The following is a 23,088-nucleotide window of genomic DNA, read 5'->3' as shown; positions in this document are numbered from 1 at the left end:
GGCTTTGCGTTAGAATCGCCCGCCCTGTTGCTGCCGACCACACCGGCGGCGCGCACCGTTTTCAGCATTTCCGAGGCATCATGAGCGACTTTTCACCCGGCCAACGCTGGATCAGTGACGGCGAGGCCGAGCTGGGTCTGGGCACCATTCTCAGTTGCGACCAGCGCAGCGTCACCGTGCTGTTCGGCGCCAGCCAGGAAACCCGCACCTATAGCAGTCGACAGGCACCCCTGACGCGAGTTGCCTTCGACAGCGGCGATCGCATCCAGTCTTCCGACGGCTGGCAGCTGCTGGTCGAGGACAGCAAGGAGGTCGACGGGCTGATCGTCTATATCGGTGAGGATGCCCAGGGCCAGCTGCGAGAACTGCCCGAAGCCAAGCTTGCCGATACCATGCAGTTCGATCAGGCCCGCGATCGCCTGCTGACCGGCCAGGTGGACCGCAACGACTGGTTCGACCTGCGCTTTCGCACGCTCCACCACTTCAACCGTATCGAGCAGAATCCCGCACTGGGCATGTCCGGCCCCCGTATCGACCTGATCCCGCACCAGCTCTATATTGCCGACGAGGTCTCCCGCCGGCATGCCCCTCGGGTGCTGCTCGCCGATGAGGTGGGCCTGGGCAAGACCATCGAGGCGGGCCTGATCCTGCACCGGCTGCTGCTGACCGGCCGCGCCGAACGGGCACTGATCCTGGTGCCGCCGAGCCTGACCCACCAGTGGCTGGTGGAACTGCTGCGCCGCTTCGCCCTGGACGTGACCCTGCTCGACGAGCAGCAGAGCCTGGCCCAGGCCGAGTCCAACCCCTTCGAGTCCGGCCAGCTGGTGCTCGCCAGCCAGGATTGGCTGTTCGCCAACCCGCACCGCCAGGCCCAGGCCGAGGCCTGCAGCTGGGACCTGCTGATCGTCGACGAAGCCCATCACCTGGACTGGAGCGCCGAGAGGGTCGGCCCCGGCTACGCCTGCGTGGATCGCCTCGCCTCGACGGTACCCGGCGTGTTGCTACTGACCGCGACACCGGAGCAAATGGGGCTGGAAAGCCACTTCGCCCGCCTGCGCCTGCTCGACCCGGACCGCTACCACAGTCTCGAGCGCTTCCGCGACGAGGAGCAGCACTATGTGGAGGTGGCCCGGGCCATCGATGCCCTGGAGCGCCTGCCTGCAGGCGACGGCAGCGACGAGGAGAATCGCGGGCGGGTTGCGGCGGTGATTGAGGAGCCCGACAGCCTGGCCCTGCTGGCCACCCTGACCAACCCCGAAAGCGACGCACACCAGCAGGAGAGCGCTCGCAGTCAGCTGCGCGACCAGCTGCTGGACCGCCACGGCACCGGCCGGGTGATGTTCCGCAACAGCCGCCGTCACGTCGGCGGCTTCCCTGAGCGCCGCCTGCACCTGGCGACCCTGGCCCCGCCTTCCCCCTACCGGCGCGCCTTCCGCAAGCTCGAGCGCGACGAGGACTACCTCGACGAGCTGCTGATCGAGACCGGACTCGATCATCCAGATGTGTTGATCTACCCGGACGCCATGTATCGCGCCCTGACCGAGGATCCGCTCAACGCCGAGCCCTGGTGGCAATTCGACAACCGGGTAACGTGGCTGATGGAGCGGCTGAGCGATGACGGCGAGCACGGCTTCGCTGGCGACAAGGTGCTGGTGATCGCCCACGGCCGCGAAACGGCCGAGGAGCTTGCCGAGGCACTGCGGGTGCTGGGTGGCATCCATGCCCCGGTCTTCCATGAAGGCCTGAGCCTGGTGGAGCGGGACCGCGCCGCCGCTGACTTTGCCGACGAGGAGGAGGGCAGCCAGCTGCTGGTCTGCTCGGAGATCGGCTCGGAGGGGCGCAACTTTCAGTTCTGTCGCCACCTGGTGATGTTCGACCTCCCCCAGCATCCCGACCTGCTCGAGCAGCGCATCGGCCGCCTGGATCGCATTGGCCAGCGCCACGCCATCGAGATCCATGTGCCGCTGTTCGAGGGCAGTCCCGCCGAGCGACTGCTGCGCTGGTACCGGGACGGCATGGATGCCTTCCTGGCACCCCACGGTGTGGGCAACGAACTCTTCGATGCCTTCGGCGACGCTCTCTCCGAGGCCCTGCTCGACGATGAGGCGCTGGAAGAGGTCATTGCCGAAACCCGCATGCTCTTCCTCAGCCGCCTGGCCGAGCGTGATGCCGGACGCAACCGGCTGCTGGAACTCAATGCCTGCCGTCCGGCACGCGCCGAGGCGGTGGCCAGTGCCATCCGCGAGCTGGACGACGATGCCGCACTGCCCCGTTACCTGGATCAGGCCATGGATGTCTTTGGCGTCGACAGCCAAGAGCTTGGCAACGGCCTGCTGCACTTGCAGCCAGGCCAGCACATGCTTGATGGCCTCCCGGGCCTGGCCAAGGGCGAAGAGGGTTTTACGGCAACCCTCTCCCGGTCCCGCGCCCTGGCCCGCGACGATGTTCAGCGGCTCTCCTGGGAGCACCCGCTGCTGCGCGAGATGATGGGACGGATCATCGATGGCACCATGGGCAATACCGCCCTGTCTTTGCTAAAGCATCCGGCGATTCCCGCTGGGCGACTGATGGTGGAGCTGGTCTTCCGCACTCACTGTCCAGCACCGAGGCAGCTGCATGTGAACCGCTTCCTGCCGCCCACCGCCGTGCGGGTACTGCTCGACGAATCCGGCGCCGTACTCACCGACAAGGTCTCCTTCACGGGGCTGTCGAAGAACCTGCAGAAGGTCAAGAAGGCGATGGCAAGGGATTTGATCCGCAGCCGTCACGATCAGCTGCGTGGGCTGCTCGCCCAGGGCGAGTCGGAAGCCGAACGGGAACTGCCGAGCATCATCGAAGCGGCCCAGACCCGCATGCGCAGCGAGCTGGATAGCGAACTCGCCCGCCTGGAGGCCCTGGCCCGGCTCAACCCAGCCGTGCGCGAGGAGGAACTCGACGCCATGCGGCGCGAACGCCGTGCGCTGGACACGTCCATTGATGGAGCCCGGCTACGGCTTGACGCCGTGCGGGTAATCGTCACGGTGGACCAGGATAGCCGCTGAGCGCCTCTGGGCAGGCTCAGCGCCTGCCCAGGATCTCCGCCAGCGCCTCTTCCAGGGTGGGGTAGCGAAACTCGAAGCCCGCGTCGAGCAGCCGCCGGGGACGCATGTCGGCACCGGTCAGCAGCAGCCGCGCCATCTCGCCGAAGGCGGTCTCCAGGGCGATGGCGGGTACCGGTAGCGCGGCGGGACGATGGAGCTGACCTGCCAAGGTCCGGGTGAATTCAGCGTTGGTCACCGGCTTGGGGGCGCTGCCGTTGAAGGGACCTTCCATCTCGCCGTGCTCCAGCAGGAACAGGATGATGCGCACCAGGTCCTCGCGATGGATCCAGGGCATGAACTGCTTGCCGTCGCCGAAGCGCCCCCCCAGCCCAAGCTTGAAGGGCGGCAGCATCTTCTGCAGGCTGCCGCCTCCAAGGTCCAGCACCAGCCCGGTACGCAGCAAGGCAACCCGGGTACCGAAGTCCGCCGCCTCCCGGGCGGTATCCTCCCAGCGCTTGCAGAGACGGTGGGCGAACTCATCATGGGGCGGCGTCTCTTCGGTGACCTCGCGGTCGCCCTGGTCGCCGTAGTACCCCATGGCCGAGCCCGACACCATCACACGCGGTGCCTGTCCCCCCGACTGCTTGAGCTGCTCACAGAGAATCACCAGGTCACGGGTGATATTGACTCGGGAGTCGATCAGCCGCTTCTTCTGGTTGTCGCTCCAGCGTCGCGCCGCTATCGGCTCACCGGCCAGGTTGACGATGGCGTCCGGTGGCGCGTCAACGAAGTCCAGCACGGAGCGACGAACATCGGTGCCCGCCGGAAGCTGCCCCTTTGCATCATTGGGGTCTCTCGAGACCACCTGCAGGCGATGCCCCGCCTCCTTGAGGCGCTGGCAGAGGCGCTGCCCCACAAAGCCACTGCCACCCGTCATCAGCACACGCATAGCTCTCTCCTCCCCCGGATTCATGACCGCGCACATAAAGTTATACAGTCGTTGTACGCTTCTGCTAGTCTAACGTAAATACCGCCCCCTGCGTGAGGTCTTCATGTCATCACCGACACGCCCCACAGCCGCCATCATCGGCGCAGGTATCGCCGGCCTGGCCTGTGCGCGCGTCCTCGACGAAGCCGGCTGGCGGGTCACCCTGTTCGAGAAATCCCGCGGCCCCGGCGGCCGCATGACCAGCCGGAGCCTCGCTGCCGCCACGGTGGATATCGGCGCGCAGTTTTTCAGCGTCAGACACGACGCCTTTCGCCGTGAAGCCGAAACCTGGCTGAAGGCCGGCCTGATAGCGCCCTGGCCTTGGAAACTTTGGCGGGTCACGAACGATAGCTGGCACTACCGTCATGATGGCAGAGAACGCTACGCAGGCAAGCCACGCATGAGCGCGGTAACGCGCCATCTTTCCCGGGGACTGGCCCTGGAGGTGAACTGTCGTATCGTCTCGCTGGCAAGAGACAATGGCCGGTGGACGCTTCAGGATCAGGCCCGGCAGCACCATGGTCCCTTCGACCATGTCGTGATCACGGCGCCTTCGCCCCAGGCCCAGGCACTGGTGGCGCCGCATGACTCCCTGCTGGCGGAGGCATGCGAGGGCGTCATCCAGCGTCCCTGCTGGGCGGCATGGGCCTGCTTCGACCAGCCGCTGGCCACGGCACCGGGGGTTTCCCCCGACTGGCAGGCCGTGATGTTTTCCGAGGGCCCGCTGCGCTTCGTCGCCCGCAACGACCACAAGCCCGGCCGTGAGCAGCAGGGTGAAAGCCTCACCCTGCTGGCCCGGCTGGAGTGGAGCGAAGCGCACCTGGAAATGCATGAAACCAGCGTGGCAAACAGTCTGCTGACCGCCTTTCGCAAAACCTTGCCGGATACGACTGCACTGCCCGCCATCACGGCGATCGGCGCCCACCGGTGGCGCTACGCCCAACCCGACGTCTTCGCCGCTGGCGAGGCTATCAATCGGGACTATCGGCTCTCGGCCAACGGCCTTGCGCTTTGCGGCGACGGCTGGCGTGGGCCACGGGTGGAGGATGCCTGGCTCTCCGGCCATCACCTGGGGCATGCCCTGGCGGCTAGCGACTGACACCGTGTCCCACTGGCTTCATAGCGGCTCGCCCAACCGTTTGGCGAGCCGCTTGCACTGATCGCAACAGCAACGGTTGTACATCACGCGATTGATGTACAATATTGTCCACCATGGAGAGTCGCGCCCGGATGCCAGGCATCCTTTGGCGGCCTGGAACGGCCCTGACAACAGCGAGAGGCAGATGTGAGCATGACCGACAAGGCAACCCACCCGGCCGACACGCCGCTCTATCCGATCCGCGAAGTGTCGCGCATAACCGGTGTCAATTCGGTCACCCTGCGCGCCTGGGAGCGGCGTTATGGGCTGATCCGCCCTCAGCGTACCCCCAAGGGTCACCGCCTCTATGCACGCGAAGACATCGAGCGTGTCGAGCAGATCCTGCAGTGGTTGAGCCGCGGCGTGCCGGTCAGCCAGGTCAAGGAACTTCTCGACCAGCCCGAAGCGCCCCCCCTCTCCGAGCCCGCCTCCGGGGACTGGCCGAGCCAGCGTCGCCAGTTGGTTGCCGCCGTGGAGGCACTGGACATGGCGCAGCTGGAACGCCTGTTCAACCAGAGTCTGGCGCTTTACCCGGTGACCACCAGCCTGGAAGAACTTTGGCAACCCACCATACGCGAGCTGGAAGAGCATTGGGACGACCAGCTCGGCGCCAGGCTGCAACGGGTCAACCTGGAAACCTTCCTGCGCACGCTGATCGGCACCCGGCTCTTTCATGCCAATCAGGTCGTCAAGGGGCCGGTTGTACTGATGTGCGCGCTGCCCGATGACCCAGGCCCGCTCTGGCTGCTGCTGGCAGCCCTGGCCGGCAGCGATGCCGGCTATCGTATCCAACTGCTCGACGGCTCCGTGCCTTTCGGTGAACTGCCGCTGGCGGTGGAGCGCCTGAAGGCCTCGGCACTGATGCTGGTCAGCGGCCGTGCCGAGCGCCCTGACCTGATTCGCCGGCAGCTTCCACGCCTCGCCGAGCAGCTCGATGTTCCCCTGGGCCTCTGCGGGCCGGTAGCGCGCATACGCGGCAACGACCTCGTCGATACCCATGTGGAGCTGCTGGGAGATGACCTCCCCCTGGCGCTGGCGAGGCTACGCTCCCTGCTTCACAACGCCTGATTGTTCCCCAATCCAGGAGCCAGCATGACCTGCGTACTGATGTGGTTTCGCAGCGACCTGCGAGTCCATGACAATACCGCACTGGCTGCCGCAGCACGCCAGGGCCCTGTGGTAGCGGTCTTCCTGCGCTGCCTCCCCCAGTGGCAGCGCCATGGCCATGGCGCCAACAAGCTCGACTTCTGGCACCGTGGCGTATCGGCACTGCGCAGGGAGCTGGCCGGCCTGAACATTCCGCTGCTGCACCGGGATATCGAGGCCTACGACCAGGCCCCGACAACCCTGCTCGCCCTGGCTCGGGAAACCGGTGCTCAGAGGCTACATTTCAATCGCGAGTACCCGCTGGACGAACAGCGCCGCGATCAGACCGTAATCACCGACTTCGAGCGGGCCGGGCTCTCCGCCAGGGGGCATCACGACGCCACGGCCTTTGCCCCCGGCGAGCTGCTGACGGGAAACGGGGACTACTATCGCGTCTTCACGCCCTTCGCCAAGGCTTGGCACCGGCGGCTCAGCGCCGAGCGCCTGACCCTTCACGATACCCCTCCTCCCCAGTCACCGCCGGCCATTGCCAGCGACCCACTGCCGCCCTCTCCCCATCTCGGCGAACAGCCCGTGGCCACCGAGGATTGGCCTGCCGGCGCAGAACCGGCGGCCGACCGGCTCGAGCGTTTTCTGCGCTTTCGTGGTCGGCACTATGCGCGGCAGCGTGACATTCCGGCCATCCAGGGCACCAGCGAGCTCTCGCCCTACCTGGCACTGGGAATGGTTTCCCATCGCCAGTGCCTGCAGGCGGTGCTTGGCGAAAACCATGGCCGCTTGGCCGAGGGGGATGCCGGCCTCGTGGCCTGGGTGAACGAACTGGTCTGGCGTGAGTTCTACCAGCACGTGGCTGCGGGCTTTCCGAGGGTGTGCCAGCACCGCGCCTTTCAGCGGCATACCGAATACGTGGCGTGGCGCAATGACGAAGCCGGCTTTCGTGCCTGGTGCGAAGGGCGTACCGGCTACCCCCTCGTCGATGCCGCCATGCGCCAGCTGGTGCAGACCGGCTGGATGCACAATCGCCTGCGCATGATCACCGCCATGTTCCTCAGCAAGCACCTCTTGATCGACTGGCGACGCGGCGAGAGCTTCTTCCTGCATCATCTTGTCGACGGCGAATTCTGCGCCAACAACGGTGGCTGGCAGTGGGCGGCTTCCACCGGCACCGACGCCGCACCCTATTTCCGCGTCTTCAACCCGACCACCCAGTCGAGTCGCTTCGACTCCGAGGGTGCCTTCATCGCCAAATTCGTGCCGGAGCTGGCCGCGCTTCCCCCCAAGGGCAGGCTGGCTCCGTCCGCGGAGCAACGTCAACAGACCCATTACCCACCACCGGTCGTCGATCACAAGGTCGCCAGGCTAAGAGCGATTGACGCCTTCAAGGCACTGAAACCCGACTGACCCCACCCACGGGAGAGCCACCCCATGAGCCAGGAACCTGCCCTGGAGGCCTTCTGCGCCTTCTTCAATAAACTAGACACAACCTATACAAATAAACTGTACGAGGTATATACTGAGGATGTGGTCTTCACCGACCCTCTGCACCATATCCAGGGACGGGATGCGCTGGAAAGGTACTTCCGTGGGTTGTACGAAAATGTGACCGAGTGCAGCTTCGAGTTCCACGACCGCCTGCACCAGGGCCACGAGGCCTGTGTGACCTGGACGATGCGGCTGATCCATCCGCGTCTGGCTCGCGGCCGCCCCGTCTCGGTGGATGGGTGCTCAAGGCTGTCATTCCCGGCTGAAGACCCACGGCGGGTGTGTCGACATCGTGATTTCTTCGATGCCGGCGCCATGCTCTACGAGCACCTGCCGATTCTGGGCCCGACGGTTCGCTTGCTGAAGCGCCGCCTGGGCGAGTAACCGGCACTGCCCAGCGGTGCGCTCAGGGAGGCGGCATGGTGGCATTGAGTGGAAGGCGGGTTGTCTGGCTGACTGGAGCGACCTCGGGTATCGGGCGCGCATTGGCCACGCGCCTGCTGGATGAAGGGCATCACGTGGCACTCAGTGCCCGTAACCTCGACGCCTTGGCCGAACTCGCCGGCGCCCGAAGCAATGCTCTGCTGCTGCCGGTGGACGTGAGCGACCGTGAGGCGGTACGCGCCGCGGGGGATCATCTCGACGACCTGTTCGGCCGTCTGGACCTGGCGATATTCAATGCCGGCACCTGCGAATACTTGGACGCACGGCGGTTCGATCTAGACCTGGTGCAGCGAGTCTTCGCGCCCAATTTCTTCGGCGTCCTTCACTGCCTGGATGCCGCACTGCCGCTGCTGCGCAAGGCTCGTGCCGAAGGCAGTCGCCCGCTGCTCGCCGCGACCTCCAGCGCCTCGGCCTACGTGCCGCTGCCCCGGGCGGCCGCCTACGGCGCATCCAAGGCCGCCCTGAGCCATTTCCTGGAGTCGCTGCGCCTGGACCTGTACGACGAAGGCATCGATATCAGCCTGATCCACCCCGGTTTCGTCGACACGCCCCTGTCGGCGCGCAACGACTTCCCCATGCCCATGCGGATCTCTGCCACCGCGGCTGCCGACGCGATTCTCGACGGTCTCGAGCGACGCCGGCTAGACATCCATTTTCCCCGCCGCTTCACCCTGGGAGTGCGACTGATGGGCATCCTACCCCCGACCCTGCGTCATCGCCTGGGCCTTCGCCTGGTGCGCCCAACGCCCAGTGAGCCCCGCCCATGACCGCCTCCTTCTCCCCCGGCAACCCAGATTCGCCAGCCGCTCAGCACGTCGCCGTGGTGGGCAGCGGCATCAGCGGCATGGCCGCCGCCTGGTACCTCAGCCAGCGTCATACGGTGACGCTGTTCGAGGCCGCCGACCGGCTGGGCGGGCATACGGCGACCGTTGATGTGGAGCTGGGAGGCCAACACCACGCCATCGATACCGGGTTCATCGTCTTCAACGACCGCACCTACCCTCATTTTCAGCGCCTGCTCACCGAACTCGGCGTTGCCAGCCAGCCCACTGAGATGAGTTTCTCGGTGCATGAGACGCCGCTGGATTTCGAGTACAACGGACATACCCTGGGCTCCCTGTTCGCCCAGCGCAGCAACCTGCTGAGCCCCCGCTTCTATCGCCTGCTGGCCGATATCCTGCGCTTCAACCGGCGTGCTCTTCACGAACTGGAGAGCGGTAGCCTTGGCGGCGACATGAGCCTCGGTGACTACCTGGACCAGGCCGGCTACGGCCGCGATTTCCAGCGCCGCTACCTGCTGCCCATGGGCGCGGCCATCTGGTCGGCAAGTGTTCGCGACATGCGCACCTTCCCGGCCCTCTTCTTCCTGCGCTTCTTTCATCACCACGGCCTGCTTTCGGTCAACGACCGACCCCAGTGGTACACCCTGGTGGGCGGCTCTCGCGCCTACATTCCGGCACTGACCGCGCCCTATGCCGAGCGCATCCGGCTGGCCACCCCGGTGCTCGGCATCCACCGTGGCCCGGAAGGCGTGTTCATCGATTCCCGGGCGGGCCGTGAAAGGTTCGATCAGGTGGTACTGGCCTGTCATGCGGACCAGGCCCAGGGGCTGCTGGTGGACGCCACCCCCGACGAGCGCGACATACTCGCCGCGCTGCCCTATCGAGACAACGACGTGGTACTGCACACCGACACCCGGCTGCTGCCCCGCCGCCGCCGCACCTGGGCAAGCTGGAACTACCGCCTCGATGGGCGGGGCGAAGACGCCCGGGCCGCCGTGACCTACAACATGAACATCCTGCAGCGGCTCGATACCGCGCACACCTTCTGCGTCACGCTCAACGACAGTGCTGCCATCGACCCGACGAAGGTGCTCGGCCGATTCCGCTACGCGCACCCCCAGTTCTCGCTGGCCGGGCAGGCGGCGCAAGCCCGCCACGCCGAGATCTCCAGCGTGCGCCGGCGCACCCATTTCTGCGGCGCTTACTGGCGCAACGGCTTTCACGAGGATGGCGTGTGGAGCGCCCTGCGTGTGGCGCGCGCCCTCGGCTGCGACGAACAGCGGCCCCCTGCCGCCACGCCCCCGCTTGCCCTGGAGATACCGTCATGACCGCCGCCCCCCGGTCGCGGGTCTATCACGGCACCCTGCGACACCGCCGCTTCCTGCCGCGGGAGCATGCCTTCGTCTATCGGCTGTGGATGGCCTGGCTCGACCTGGATGAACTGCCCACGCTGTTCGATGGCGTCCCCGGCTTCAGCGCCCGGCGGCCGGCCCTGGCACGCTTTCGCCGCAGCGACTACCTGGCACCCCATGACCGGCCACTCAAGCAGGCCGTGCGAGAGGAGGTCGAGCGCCAGCTCGGTGTCGCCCCGGAGGGCCGCATCTGCCTGCTGACGCAGCTGCGCACCCTGGGCTCGGGCTTCAACCCCCTGTCGCTCTATTACCTCCACGACAGCGACGGCAGCTTGCGCGCCCTGCTCGCCGAGGTAACCAATACGCCCTGGGGAGAACGCACCCGCTACGCCTGCCGCGTTGACCCTGAGCGGAGCCATCACACCGCCAGCTTCGACAAGGCGATGCATGTGTCTCCCTTCCACCCCATGGACATGACCTACCGCTGGCGCTTCAACACGCCGGGTGGCCGGCTGCTGATGCATATGGAGAACTGGCGTGAGCAAGAGCGTCACTTCGATGCCACCTTGCTCCTCGCCGCCAGGCCGGCCACCCGACGAGTGTTGCTGGAAACGTTGGCGCGTCAGCCCTGGATGAATCTCAAGAGCCGAGCCGCCATTCACCTGGAGGCGCTGCGTCTATGGCGCAAGGGTGTGCCGATCCATGACCATCCCGCTCGTTCCACCCGCGAGGAGACTTCACCGTGACGTCCTTACGTTCCGCTTCCTGCCGCCCGGTGCCCGTCAACGGCGGGCGCCTGACACGCTGGCTCCGACCTCGGGTGATGGCCCAGCTCGACCGCCTGGAGGGCGGCCGGATCACCCTGATCGAAGGCAGCCACTGCCACCTTCTCGGCCAGGACGGCCCGCTGCGCGTGACGCTGGTGGTTCGCAATCCACGGGCCTGGCAGCGCCTGGCCCTGGGGGGTAGCGTGGGGGCGGCCGAAGCCTACCTCGACGGCGACTGGGATGCAGACGATCTGGTAGCGCTGATCCGCCTGTTCGCCGCCAACCTGGAACGAGTCAATCGTGACATGGAAAACGGCACCGCCCGGATGGGTCGATGGTTGCTGGCCGCCCTGAACGCCTTGCAGCGAAACACTCACCGCGGCGCCAAGCGTCACATTGCCGCCCACTACGACATCGGCAACGACCTGTTCGCCACCTTTCTGGACCGCGAACACCGGATGTATTCCAGTGCCGTCTTCCCCCGTGCCGATGCCACTCTCGAAGAGGCCTCGACCCACAAGCTCGATCTGATGCTGGCAAAGCTCGACGTCCGGCCGGAGCATCATCTGCTGGAGATCGGTACCGGCTGGGGCGGGCTGGCCATCCATGCGGCGAAGACGCGCGGCTGTCGTGTCACCACCACGACCATTTCCGCCGAGCAGTACGCCTATACGGCACAGCGCATCCGTGAAGAAGGGCTGGAGGAGAGGATCACGCTGCTGCAACAGGACTACCGGAAGCTGGAGGGCCGCTTCGACCGGCTGATATCGGTGGAGATGATCGAGGCCGTGGGGCATCAGTACCTGCCGACCTACCTCAAGACGCTGGATCGACTGCTGAACGCCGACGGCCTCGCTCTGTTGCAGGCCATCACCATACGCGACCAGCGCTTCGAGGCCGCCAAGCGAGAAATGGACTTCATCAAGCGTCACGTCTTTCCCGGAGGCTTCCTGCCCTCTCACCGGGTCATCCTCGACGCCATGGCCCGCCATACCTCGCTCAACGTGCTGGCACTCGACGAGATCGGCCCCCATTACGCCCGCACGCTGCGGGAGTGGCGCCACCGCTTCGAGGCGAACCTGGAGACGGTGAGAAAGCTGGGCTACGAGGAGCGCTTCATTCGCCTGTGGCGCTATTATCTCTGCTACTGCGAGGGGGGCTTTCTCGAGCGGACGATCGGTACCTGCCACCTGCTGCTGGCCCGCCCCGGCGCCCGTCCGGCACCGCTGGAGGGTCAGCCGTGATCGCAGGCAGCGATCAGACGACGGGGGTGGTGCCCAGTTGGGCTGTCGACGACTGGCCGGCGAGGCTCTGCCAGTGCTCCTCCAATGCGCCGACCGCCATTGGGCGGGCGAAGTAGAAACCCTGCACCAGACGACAGCCGGCATCGCGCAGGAAATCAAGCTGTCCCTGGGTCTCCACCCCTTCGGCAATGACATCCAGCGACAGCCCCCGAGCCATGGCCAGCACCGCACTGACGATGGCGGCATCGGCGGGGTCGTCAGGCAGCGAGCGGATGAAGGCCCGGTCCAGCTTGATCTTGTCCAGCGGCAGGCGCTTGAGGTAGCCCAAGGACGAATAGCCGGTACCGAAATCGTCGATGGCAATGCGGTGGCCACGCTCTCGCAGGGCCTCGAGGCGTGGGACGATATCGCCGGCGCGTTCGTCGAGCAGCACCGACTCGGTCAGCTCGAGGCCAAGCTGGCCGGCAGCGATGCCGTGGCGGGCCAGGCCGGAGGAGAGCGCCGACTCCAGCTCGCCCTGAAACATCTGGATGGCCGAGATGTTGATCCATACCGGCAGCTTGGGCATCCCCGTTTCCCGCCAGCGCGCCATCTGCCCCAGGGCCTCGTCGATGACCCAGTTGCCAAGCATGCCCATCAGGCCGTGCCGCTCGGCCAGGGGAATGAAGTCACCCGGCGAAACGAGGCCGTGCTCGGGATGCCGCCAGCGCAGCAGGGCCTCCAGCCCCACCACTAGGCCATCGCTGGTACGATGCTGGCTCTGGTAATAGAGTTCCAGCTGGCCGCCGTTGGCCAATGCGTCACGCAGGCTATAGACGAGCGCCATCTGCGGCGTGTCCTGAACGTCCAGTGCCGGCCGGAAGCGCTGGCTGACGTTGCGGCCGTGACGCTTGGCCGAGTAGAGCGCCGACTCGAGCCGCTGGAAGAGTACTCCGGAGTCGCTGCCGTCTTCGGGGGCTCGGCAGCTGCCGATCGACAGTCCCAGCCGCAGGGAGCGGTGATCGATCTCGAAGGGCTCGCCCAGGTGTTCACGCAGGCCGGCAATCCACTTGTCATGGTCGTCGAAGGTGGTGGTGCGGATCACCAGGAATTCGTCGCCGCCCAGGCGCCCCACCACGCCTCCCGCCACATGCCCCGCCAGGCGCTGCCCGAACCTGGCCAGTAAACGGTCGCCCTGATCGACACCCAGGCTGTCGTTGACCGACTTGAAGCCGTCGATATCGATGATCGCCATATCGAGACTTTCGCCGGCTCTCAGGTGGCGCAGGCGCGATGTCATCAGATCATGCAGTCGACGCCGATTGGGCAAGCCGGTGAGCGGGTCCTCGAAGCCGATGCGCCGCAGGTCCTGCTCGCGGGCCTTGTGAACGGAGATGTCGGTGAAGGTGCCGACAAAGTGGGTGATCCTGCCTTTCCTGCCCACCACTGCCTTGACGCGCAGCCACTCGGGGTACTCGTCGCCCTGCTTGCGCCGATTCCATATCTCACCCTCCCAGCGTCCCTTGCTTTCCAGGGTTTGCCAGAAGCGCTTGAAGAAGCTGGAGTCGTGCCGGGACGCCACCAGGTTGGCCGCATTGACGCCTCGCACCTCCTCCTCGGTGAAGCCGGTGATTCGGGTGAAGGCGGGGTTGACCGCCAGGATACGGTTCTCGGCATCGGTGATCTGCACGCCCTCCTCGGAGAGCATCAGCGCCTGCTGCATCAGGTCGGCATTCTGTCGCTCACGTCGCAGCTGCCGCCATATATGGGAAAGGCCAGCGACCACGATGGTCGCCGCCATCAGGCGCAAGCCAGGACCAGGCAGCCAGACGCATGCCAGCAGCGCAGCCATTGCGGCCCAGGCCAACGGGCGATTGATCGCGAAAGGTGACCACATGTCGTATCCCGGTCTGACGGATGAAGGGGAAGTCGCGCCCGTGCCGTGCATCGAACTAACAGTCGATTATCGACTGCAAACGCATTCACTTTAATCGCTCCGGCACCTCGCGTCATGCCTGACGTGCAATCACCGGCCTCCGCCAGTAGACTAGGCAGGGCCGCCCAGGGCGGGACGGCCCAAGAGCCAATGCCGCGTCCGCTATACTCGCGGGAAGGCCCACAACAACTGCGACTCGGAACGACTCAGTGACCAAGCAACACTCTTTCGTACGCGAAGAACTGCTGGCGTGCAGCCGCGGTGAGCTTTTCGGCCCCGGCAATGCCCAATTGCCGGCCCCCAATATGCTGATGCTCGATCGCATCACGCATATCCACGAAGCGGGAGGCCAGTTCAACAAGGGCGAACTGACCGCCGAACTGGATATACACCCCGACCTCTGGTTCTTCGACTGCCACTTCCCCGGCGACCCTGTCATGCCCGGCTGTCTGGGGCTGGACGCCATGTGGCAGTTGGTGGGCTTCTATCTGGGCTGGCTCGGCCACCCCGGCAGGGGGCGCGCACTCGGCTGTGGTGAGGTGAAGTTCACCGGCCAGATTCTGCCCGATGCCAAGAAGGTCACCTACCAGATCAATATCAAGCGCATCATCACCCGGCGCCTGATACTGGGCATGGCCGATGGCACAGTGACTGTCGACGGCCGCGAGATCTATCAGGCACACGACCTGCGTGTCGGCCTGTTCACTTCTACCGCGAATTTCTGATCAGGAGGCTTCCATGCGACGAGTGGTAGTCACCGGCCTGGGCATCGTATCTTGCCTGGGCAACGACCGGCAGGCGGTCGTCGAGGCGCTAAGGAACGGGCGCTCGGGCATTCGCTTCAAGGAAGAATATGCCGAACGCGGCTTTCGCAGCCAGGTGGCCGGCGCCGTGGATATCGACCTCGATTCCCTCATCGACCGCAAGCTGCGCCGCTTCATGGGCGATGCGGCGGCCTATGCGTATGTCAGCATGGCCCAGGCCGTCGAGGATTCGGGGCTTACGCCGGAACAGGTCTCCCATGAGCGAACCGGCCTGATTGCCGGCTCCGGCGGCGCTTCCAGCGCCAACCAGGTCGAAGCCGCCGATGTCATGCGCGAAAAAGGCCTGCGCCGGGTCGGTCCCTATCGGGTCACCCGCACCATGGGCAGCACCGTTTCCGCCTGCCTGGCCACGCCCTTCCAGATCAAGGGGGTCAACTATTCGATCTCCTCGGCCTGCGCCACCTCGGCCCACTGCATCGGCAACGCCATGGAGCAGATCCAGCTGGGCAAGCAGGACATCGTCTTCGCCGGCGGCGGCGAGGAGGAGCACTGGACCCTCTCCTGCCTGTTCGATGCCATGGGCGCCCTGTCGACGCACTACAACGACACGCCCGAGAAGGCCTCACGGCCCTACGACAAGGCCCGCGACGGCTTCGTCATCGCCGGTGGCGGTGGCATGCTGGTGCTCGAAGAGCTGGAACACGCCCGCGCCCGCGGCGCGAAGATCTACGCGGAGCTGGTCGGCTATGGCGCCACCTCCGACGGCCACGACATGGTGGCCCCGTCGGGTGAAGGCGCGACTCGCTGCATGCGCCAGGCGCTGGCCACGGTGGAAGGCGATATCGACTATATCAACACCCATGGCACCTCGACGCCGGTGGGGGATGTCGCCGAACTCAAGGCCATCCGTGCGGTGTTCGGCGACAGTACGCCGGCCATGAGCTCCACCAAGTCGCTGACCGGTCACTCGCTGGGCGCTACCGGCGTACAGGAAACGATCTACTCGTTGCTGATGATGGAGAACGACTTCATCGCCGCCTCGGCCAACGTCGAGGAACTCGATGACCAGGCCGCCGGTTTCGATATCGTCACCAGCCGTCGCGACGGCGTATCCATCGAACGCGTGCTCTCCAACAGCTTCGGCTTTGGCGGCACCAACGCCTGCCTGGTACTCCAGCGTTATCGCGACTGAGCCGGTCTATTACTGAAATCTGTCGCACCCTCAAAAAAGGCGTCCGCTTCGCGGACGCCTTTTTCGTGCCCCGGTTTTCTCCTGACCGGCACATTTATGACGTGGAGCGGACACGCCTTCCGCGGTCAGGCGCAGGGGCCTCGGGCCGCGGCACTTCGGAAATCTCCGTCAGGCGAGCCTCGATCCACGCCTCCACCTCGATCAGCACCTCTTCGGGCGTGCGGCCCTCGGTGGCAATGGGCTCGCCCACCACGACACTCAGCAGCCCCGGGTTCTTGACCCAGTGTCGACCCGGCCAACGCTCGCCGGCGTTATGCGCCACAGGCAACACCGGCACCCCCGCACGGCAGGCAATCACCGTTCCGCTCTTGTTGTAGCGCCGACGCTCGCCCGGCGCTACCCGGGTACCCTCGGGAAATATCAATACCGACAGACCCTCGTTCAGCCGCTGCACACCCTGGGTCAGGACCTGACGCATGGCCCGCGCCGGCTTCGAGCGGTCCAGTGCAATGGGGTGCAACAGTCGCAGCCCCCAACCGAAGAGGGGAATTCGCAGTAGCTCCTGCTTGAGCACCGTACACACCGGCGGCTTGAGAATCTGGAGATAGATGGTTTCCCATTCACACTGATGATTGGCCAGGATCACGCAGGGGCCTTCGGGCAGGTGCTCCCTGCCGCTGACCCGGTAGCGCACCCCGCAGGTCCAGCGAAACCAGGCGGTAATGAAATGATTATAGAGGTTGAGCAACCGGTATCGGGCCTGCAGTGGCAGAAGCGGCGCCACCGGCAGGAACAGCCCCCCGCATACCAGAATGGCCAGAAAATAGCCCAGATAAAACAACAGGCTGCGAATCACATTCATGGGGGAGCGTCACCCTCCTCGAGTGGTCGCCGCGACTGACACCAGTCATCCAGCAGGCGCCCCACCTCCAGCCGCCAGGGCTTCTGATGCACGCCGAAGGCCTCCAGCACGCGGCGACAGTTGAGCACGCGTCGCAGCGGCTGGTCGTGATGATGCTTGAGCGCCTTGACCTCGCCCAGCGCCACCTGCTCGCCCAACCCCTCGAGGCGAGTCGATAGTTGCGTGCGAACCATGGTGGTGAAGGTATAGGCGCTGACCGGCTCCGTGCCCGCCAGGTGGTAGGCGCCCCAGGCGGTGGAACCGCAGCCAAGCTGATGCAGCATGCCGATCAGTGCCATGGCCACGGCATCGGCCGAGGTGGGGCAGAAGATGACGTCCTGGGCGGCCCGTACATCCTCCCCGCCCATCAGGCTGTCGATCACCCCGCTCAGCCAGGCATGCCCGCCCTCCAGGGCGAACAGCGGACCCAGCCGCACAATCAGGTGACGGGGGTGGCTGCTGCGGATTCGATCCCCGATGGCGATCAGGCGCCGCAGGCTTTCGTCCCGCGGCGCCGGGATCACATGCTCGTCGATCGGGGTATCGAAGCCATCCTGGTAGAGCTGATCGGAGACGCACCAGACCAGTGGCGTATCGGTCTCGCGGCAGGCTTCCAGGACGATATCCACCCCTTCGCCATGGCGCACAACGGCGGCGGGCTGGATCTCCATCGGCGCAGATAGTGGCGGAATGATCACCGCATCCGGCTTCAATTCGCGCAGATAGACGGCATCAATGGCGATACCGGGCTCGATGACCAGTTCGGTATCGCTTCTGCGGTGGGCCACCCGAGCCAGCGCCAGGTTCAGGCAGTGACCGGCATCCAGTATCAACAGCTTCACTCAACGCCTCCGCCAGTCATGGTCTGGACACTCAGAACGGGATCTCGTCGTCGAAATCGTCGAAGCTGCCCGGGTCGGGGGCACCATAGTTGCCGTGCTGCTGGCCACCCTGCTGTTGACCACCCTGCTGTTGACCACCCTGCTGTTGCCCACCTTGCTGATGGCCACCCTGTTGCGGGGGGGCCGCCGGGGCCGGGCGCGGCTGGGGCTGCCCGCCGCCATAACCGCCCTGCTGCTGTGGAGCGTTGCCGTATCCCCCCTGCTGGGGCGCCTGGGCCTGCGCGCCAAAGCCCGCACCCTGGCCGGGGGCATCGCCGCCTCGGCTATCGAGCATCTGCATGTCGTTGACCACGATCTCGGTGGTATAGCGATCCTGACCGTCCTGCCCCTGCCACTTGCGTGTCTGCAGACGACCCTCGAGATAGACCCGGGAGCCCTTCTTCAGGAATTGCTGGGCGATCTCGGCCAGTCGGTTGAAGAGCACCACCGAATGCCACTCGGTGCGCTCCTGCTTCTGGCCGCTCTGCTTGTCGGTCCACGTGTCGGTCGTGGCGACGCGCAGGTTGGCGACGGGACTGCCGGACGGCATGAAGCGGACCTCGGGGTCCTGCCCCAGGTTGCCGATGAGAATGACCTTGTTGACGCCACGGGCCATGCTGGACTCCCTATTGGTTGTATACACTCGTTGTCATGAATTCCCGGCGGAGCCCTGTCGGCACCCGCCGAGCTGCCGGTCAGTTACCGCGGTCCTGGTCCGGCCGAACCAGACGGGCCAGGGCGTCCCTGTCGAGACGCCGCCGGTCCACCTTAAGATAGGCCAGCCGCTCCTCGGGCACGACCAGCACGTCTTCAACGCCGGCCACTTCGGCGAAGCTCGCCATCAGGGTATCCAGCGCATCGTCCTGCTGGTCTTCATCCAGCTCGACCACTTCGCTCGAGAGGTGGGGCGGCGCCGGCATGCCCAGCATCAGCAGCCACCATATGCCGGCCAGCAGGGCGCTGCCAACGAAGACGGCAGGCAACCCCCACTGCTGGGCCAGAAAACCACCCAGCAAGCCACCCAGAAAGGCACCCAGGAACTGGCTGGTGGAGTAGACGCCCATGGCCGTACCCTTGGCCCCAGCCGGGGCCAGCTTGCTGAGCATCGACGGCAGCGTCGCCTCGAGCAGATTGAAGGCCGTGAAGAACAGCAGCAACCAGGCGAACAGCGCCCAGGCGCCGGTACCGATACCGGCCAATCCCGCCAGGCTGACGGCAATGGCCCCGATCGCCAGCAGACACATGTCCTTCATGCGCTGGCGCTTCTCGGCCAGCACCACCAGCGGCACCATGCAGAGGAAGGCCAGCAGCATGATACCCAGATAGGTCAGGCCGTGCCGCTCGGCGCCGATGCCAGCCTCGAGAAGGCGAAAGGGCACCGCGACGAAGATTGCCATCAGTACCAGGTGCAGGGCAAAGATCGACAGGTCGAGACGCCACAGGTCGGCCCGGGTGAGTATGACCTTCAGCTGCTGCCGGTCGATACCCACGTCGCGATGGCGCATGCGGCGAGGCGCCGGCGGCACCAGCTTCCACAGCACCAGGATCCCCACCGCAGCCAGCATGGCGGTAAACCAGAACACCGACGACAGCCCGAAGGACGCCGCCAGCCAGGGGCCGAGCACCATGGCCACTGCGAAGGCCACGCCGATGGAGAGCCCAATGGTGGCCATGGCGGCCGTACGCACCTGCTCCCGGGTCTGGTCCGCCAGCAGCGCCATGATCGCCGCGGCAACGGCACCGCTACCCTGAAGGCAGCGACCCAGGATCACGCCACCGATGGTATCCGCACCGGCAGCCACCACGCTGCCGAGCAGGAACAGCAGCAGTCCGCCGGCGATCACCGGCTTGCGACCGACACGATCGGAGAGCAGGCCGAAGGGAATCTGCAGTATCGCCTGGGTCAGGCCGTAGACCCCCAGGGCCAGCCCTATCAGTAGCGGCGTGGCGCCGGCCAGCTCGTCGGCATAGAGCGCCAGCACCGGCAGTACCATGAACAGCCCCAGCATCCGGGTGGCATACAGGCTCGCCAGGCCGGTGATGGCCCGCCGTTCGGTGGCTAGCAGCAGTCCAGAGACCTTGCGCATAGAGTGACGAGAATCCATGGGTAGGCGGGCTCGAGGCCCTTAGGTGAACCGCCTATTCTATCGGTTCCGGACCATACAGGAAACGCCCTCGCCACAGCCGCTTTGCTGCCCGGTGTGCCGCGGACGTATAATCGAGGTTTTGCCGTGCGTCACGAGGTGGGAATGGACAGAATACTGGTCAGGGGTGCCCGCACTCACAACCTCAAGCAGATCGACGTCGACCTGCCCCGGGACAGCTTGATCGTGGTGACGGGACTTTCGGGCTCCGGCAAGTCTTCGCTGGCGTTCGATACACTCTATGCCGAAGGCCAGCGCCGCTACGTCGAGTCGCTCTCCACCTATGCCCGTCAGTTCCTGTCGATGATGGAAAAACCCGACGTGGACCATATCGAAGGCCTGTCGCCGGCGATCTCCATCGAACAGAAGTCCACCTCGCACAATCCTCGCTCCACCGTGGGCACCATCACCGAAATCTACGACTATCTGCGCCTGCTGTTTGCCCGTGCCGGCACACCGCGCTGCCCTGAGCACGGCGAGGATCTCGAGGCGAGCACTATCTCGCAGATGGTCGACCAGGTGCTTGCGCTGCCAGAAGGCAGCAAGCTGATGCTGCTGGCCCCGGTGGTCAAGGGGCGCAAGGGCGAGCATCTGCAGCTGATTGCCGAGCTCCGTGCCCAGGGCTTCGTGCGCGCCCTGATCGACGGCCAGGTGCTCGAACTCGACGACATCGCCCCGCTGGACAAGAACAAGAAGCATGACATCAGCGTAGTGGTCGACCGCATCAAGGTTCGCGAGGGCCTTCAGCAGCGGCTGGCGGAATCCTTCGAGACGGCGCTGGGCCTCTCCGACGGCATCGCCATGGTTCACTTCATGGACGGCGAAGCCGAAGACATCATCTTCTCGGCGCGCTTCGCCTGCCCGGTGTGCGGCTACGCCATTGCCGAACTCGAGCCCCGGATGTTCTCGTTCAACAACCCGGCCGGCGCCTGCCCTACCTGCGACGGCCTTGGGGTGCAGCAGATCTTCGATCCCCACAAGCTGATCAGCCACCCGGAGCTGTCGCTGGCCGAGGGCGTGATCAAGGGCTGGGACCGGCGCAGCGTCTACTACTTCAGCCAGCTCCAGGCGGTGGCCAGCCACTACCGCTTTGCCCTGGAGACGCCCTGGCAGGAGCTGGCCCGCCATGAACGGGACGTGATCCTGCATGGCAGCGGCAGCGACGATATCGCTTTCAGCTACGTCAACGACCGCGGCCGCAAGGTCACCCGGGAGCACCCCTTCGAGGGGGTGCTCCCCAACATGCAGCGCCGCTACCGCGAGACGGAATCGAGCATGGTCCGCGAGGAGCTGGCGCGCTATATCGCCGACCAACCCTGTCCCAGCTGCCACGGCTCACGCCTGCGCCTCGAGTCGCGCCACGTGTTCATCGACGAACGCACCCTGCCCCAGATCGTCGAGCTTCCCATCGGCGAGGCCTGGGACTACTTCCGCCAGCTCACGCTGCCCGGTCGCCGCGGCGAGATCGCCGAAAAGATCATCAACGAGATCCATGCCCGGCTGGAATTCCTGGTCAACGTCGGCCTCGACTATCTCAACCTGGAGCGCAGCGCCGACACCCTCTCGGGTGGCGAAGCCCAGCGTATCCGCCTGGCAAGCCAGATTGGCGCCGGCCTGGTCGGCGTCATGTACATCCTCGACGAGCCCTCCATCGGCCTGCACCAGCGCGACAACGACCGCCTGCTCAAGACGCTGATTCACCTGCGCGACCTGGGCAACACCGTGATCGTGGTGGAGCACGACGAGGATGCCATCCGCGCCGCCGACCACGTGCTGGACATCGGCCCCGGCGCGGGTGTGCATGGCGGACGGATCGTCGCCCAAGGCACCCCCGAGGATGTCATGGCCAGCCCCGACTCCCTGACCGGCCAGTACCTCTCCGGCAAGCGCCGCATCGAGATACCGCCCTGGCGCATCCCCGGCAACCCCGAGAAGCAGCTGCGACTGACCGGTGCCAGCGGCAACAACCTGCACGATGTGACCCTCACCCTGCCACTGGGGCTGTTCATCTGCGTCACCGGCGTCTCCGGGTCGGGCAAGTCGACGCTGATCAACTCGACGCTGATGCCCATTGCCGCCAGGGAGCTCAATCGCGCCACCACCTTGACGCCTTCCGCCTATGAGACGATCGAGGGGCTCGACCAGCTCGACAAGGTCATCGACATCGACCAGAGCCCCATCGGACGCACCCCGCGCTCCAACCCGGCCACCTACACCGGCATCTTCACGCCGATCCGCGAACTCTTCGCCGGCACCCAGGAGTCTCGCTCACGGGGCTACAAGCCCGGGCGATTCTCGTTCAACGTCAAGGGCGGCCGCTGCGAGGCGTGCCAGGGCGAGGGGATGATCAAGGTCGAGATGCACTTCCTGCCGGACATCTACGTTCCCTGCGATGTCTGCAAGGGCAAGCGCTACAACCGCGAGACCCTGGAGATCCACTACAAGGGCAAGAGCATCCACGAAGTGCTGGAGATGACCGTCGAGGAGGCACTGGAATTCTTCAGCCCGGTGCCGGCCATCGCCCGCCGCCTGCAGACACTGCTCGACGTGGGGCTCTCCTACATACGCCTGGGGCAGAGCGCCACCACCCTCTCCGGCGGTGAAGCCCAGCGCGTCAAACTCGCGAGGGAGCTGGCCAAGCGCGATACCGGCAAGACCCTCTACATCCTCGATGAACCCACCACCGGGCTGCACTTCGAGGATATCCGCCAGCTGCTGACCGTTCTCCACCGCCTACGCGACCACGGCAACACCATCGTGGTCATCGAGCACAACCTCGACGTGATCAAGACCGCCGACTGGATCGTTGACCTCGGGCCCGAGGGCGGCTCCGGCGGCGGGCGCATCATCGCCGAGGGCACCCCGGAGCAGGTGGCGAAGATGGAGGCCTCCCATACCGGGCGCTTCCTCAAGCCCATGCTGGAACGGGCCAAGGCCCAGCAGGCCGAGCCGAAAGCCACGGCGTAG

At 65.7% G+C, this 23,088-nt stretch carries 18 protein-coding genes; 12 read left to right on the top strand and 6 right to left on the bottom strand.

Annotated elements, in window-relative coordinates:
* Positions 1–80: 80 nt before the first annotated feature.
* On the top strand, positions 81–3,041 hold the full coding sequence (gene rapA / locus KZO25_RS17615; RefSeq protein WP_223137955.1) for an RNA polymerase-associated protein RapA: 2,961 nt from the start codon (positions 81–83) through the stop codon (positions 3,039–3,041).
* Between the two features lie 16 nt (positions 3,042–3,057).
* Here the strand turns inward: rapA and KZO25_RS17610 are convergent, their stop codons facing one another.
* Positions 3,058–3,969, bottom strand: a complete 912-nt coding sequence (locus tag KZO25_RS17610) for a TIGR01777 family oxidoreductase (protein WP_223137954.1) — start codon at positions 3,967–3,969, stop codon at positions 3,058–3,060.
* A gap of 103 nt (positions 3,970–4,072) precedes the next feature.
* On the opposite strand from KZO25_RS17610, the gene KZO25_RS17605 reads away from it, so the two are divergent.
* The 8 genes from KZO25_RS17605 to KZO25_RS17570 all read left to right on the top strand — a co-directional run bounded on the left by KZO25_RS17605 (position 4,073) and on the right by KZO25_RS17570 (position 12,324).
* On the top strand, positions 4,073–5,107 hold the full coding sequence (locus tag KZO25_RS17605) for an NAD(P)/FAD-dependent oxidoreductase (RefSeq protein ID WP_223137953.1): 1,035 nt from the start codon (positions 4,073–4,075) through the stop codon (positions 5,105–5,107).
* A 192-nt stretch (positions 5,108–5,299) separates the two neighbouring features.
* A complete protein-coding gene (locus KZO25_RS17600; protein WP_066443729.1) occupies positions 5,300–6,214 on the top strand; it encodes a MerR family transcriptional regulator in 915 nt (304 codons plus the stop codon).
* Between the two features lie 24 nt (positions 6,215–6,238).
* Positions 6,239–7,654 (top strand): deoxyribodipyrimidine photo-lyase, encoded by a 1,416-nt coding sequence (phrB, locus tag KZO25_RS17595; RefSeq protein ID WP_223137952.1) that lies wholly within the window; start codon positions 6,239–6,241, stop codon positions 7,652–7,654.
* Positions 7,655–7,678: 24 nt separating this feature from the next.
* Positions 7,679–8,119 carry a nuclear transport factor 2 family protein gene (locus KZO25_RS17590; RefSeq protein ID WP_066443724.1) on the top strand — a complete coding sequence of 147 codons (441 nt, stop codon included), beginning with the start codon at positions 7,679–7,681 and terminating at the stop codon, positions 8,117–8,119.
* Between the two features lie 35 nt (positions 8,120–8,154).
* Positions 8,155–8,946 carry an SDR family NAD(P)-dependent oxidoreductase gene (locus tag KZO25_RS17585; RefSeq protein WP_066443722.1) on the top strand — a complete coding sequence of 264 codons (792 nt, stop codon included), beginning with the start codon at positions 8,155–8,157 and terminating at the stop codon, positions 8,944–8,946.
* The gene (locus KZO25_RS17580) at positions 8,943–10,289 is read left to right on the top strand and encodes an NAD(P)/FAD-dependent oxidoreductase (RefSeq protein WP_223137951.1); all 1,347 of its coding nucleotides are present in this window, start codon (positions 8,943–8,945) and stop codon (positions 10,287–10,289) included. Before KZO25_RS17585 ends, KZO25_RS17580 begins: the two co-directional genes overlap by 4 nt.
* The gene (locus tag KZO25_RS17575; RefSeq protein WP_223137950.1) at positions 10,286–11,059 is read left to right on the top strand and encodes a DUF1365 domain-containing protein; all 774 of its coding nucleotides are present in this window, start codon (positions 10,286–10,288) and stop codon (positions 11,057–11,059) included. Before KZO25_RS17580 ends, KZO25_RS17575 begins: the two co-directional genes overlap by 4 nt.
* Before the next feature lie 77 nt (positions 11,060–11,136).
* Entirely contained in the window at positions 11,137–12,324 is a 1,188-nt protein-coding gene (locus KZO25_RS17570; RefSeq protein WP_223137965.1) for an SAM-dependent methyltransferase, read from the top strand.
* 13 nt (positions 12,325–12,337) lie between these two features.
* On the opposite strand, the gene KZO25_RS17565 is transcribed toward KZO25_RS17570, so the two are convergent.
* Entirely contained in the window at positions 12,338–14,200 is a 1,863-nt protein-coding gene (locus KZO25_RS17565; protein ID WP_223137949.1) for a putative bifunctional diguanylate cyclase/phosphodiesterase, read from the bottom strand.
* 248 nt (positions 14,201–14,448) lie between these two features.
* Here KZO25_RS17565 and fabA point away from each other — a divergent pair, with 248 nt between their 5' ends.
* Both fabA and fabB read left to right on the top strand, forming a co-directional pair.
* Positions 14,449–14,964: a 3-hydroxyacyl-[acyl-carrier-protein] dehydratase FabA gene (gene fabA / locus KZO25_RS17560; protein ID WP_043513722.1), complete on the top strand. Its 516-nt coding sequence runs from the start codon at positions 14,449–14,451 to the stop codon at positions 14,962–14,964.
* Positions 14,965–14,977: 13 nt separating this feature from the next.
* Entirely contained in the window at positions 14,978–16,195 is a 1,218-nt protein-coding gene (gene fabB, locus KZO25_RS17555) for a beta-ketoacyl-ACP synthase I (RefSeq protein WP_066443710.1), read from the top strand.
* A gap of 94 nt (positions 16,196–16,289) precedes the next feature.
* On the opposite strand, the gene KZO25_RS17550 is transcribed toward fabB, so the two are convergent.
* The 4 genes from KZO25_RS17550 to KZO25_RS17535 all read right to left on the bottom strand — a co-directional run bounded on the left by KZO25_RS17550 (position 16,290) and on the right by KZO25_RS17535 (position 20,064).
* Entirely contained in the window at positions 16,290–17,057 is a 768-nt protein-coding gene (locus KZO25_RS17550) for a lysophospholipid acyltransferase family protein (RefSeq protein ID WP_223137948.1), read from the bottom strand.
* Entirely contained in the window at positions 17,054–17,938 is an 885-nt protein-coding gene (locus tag KZO25_RS17545) for a sugar nucleotide-binding protein (protein ID WP_223137947.1), read from the bottom strand. The genes KZO25_RS17550 and KZO25_RS17545 overlap by 4 nt, the downstream gene beginning before the upstream one ends.
* A 31-nt stretch (positions 17,939–17,969) precedes the next feature.
* Entirely contained in the window at positions 17,970–18,593 is a 624-nt protein-coding gene (gene ssb / locus KZO25_RS17540; RefSeq protein WP_223137946.1) for a single-stranded DNA-binding protein, read from the bottom strand.
* Positions 18,594–18,672: 79 nt separating this feature from the next.
* Positions 18,673–20,064, bottom strand: a complete 1,392-nt coding sequence (locus KZO25_RS17535; RefSeq protein WP_066443700.1) for an MFS transporter — start codon at positions 20,062–20,064, stop codon at positions 18,673–18,675.
* Positions 20,065–20,226: 162 nt separating this feature from the next.
* On the opposite strand from KZO25_RS17535, the gene uvrA reads away from it, so the two are divergent.
* Positions 20,227–23,088, top strand: coding sequence for an excinuclease ABC subunit UvrA (uvrA, locus tag KZO25_RS17530; protein WP_223137945.1), 2,862 nt, complete (start codon positions 20,227–20,229; stop codon positions 23,086–23,088).

Source organism: Halomonas sp. ANAO-440 (assembly GCF_019915905.1).
Classification (GTDB): domain Bacteria; phylum Pseudomonadota; class Gammaproteobacteria; order Pseudomonadales; family Halomonadaceae; genus Halomonas; species Halomonas chromatireducens.
Note: the sequence above shows the minus strand (reverse complement) of the source record. Positions and strands in the feature narration are given on the sequence as shown.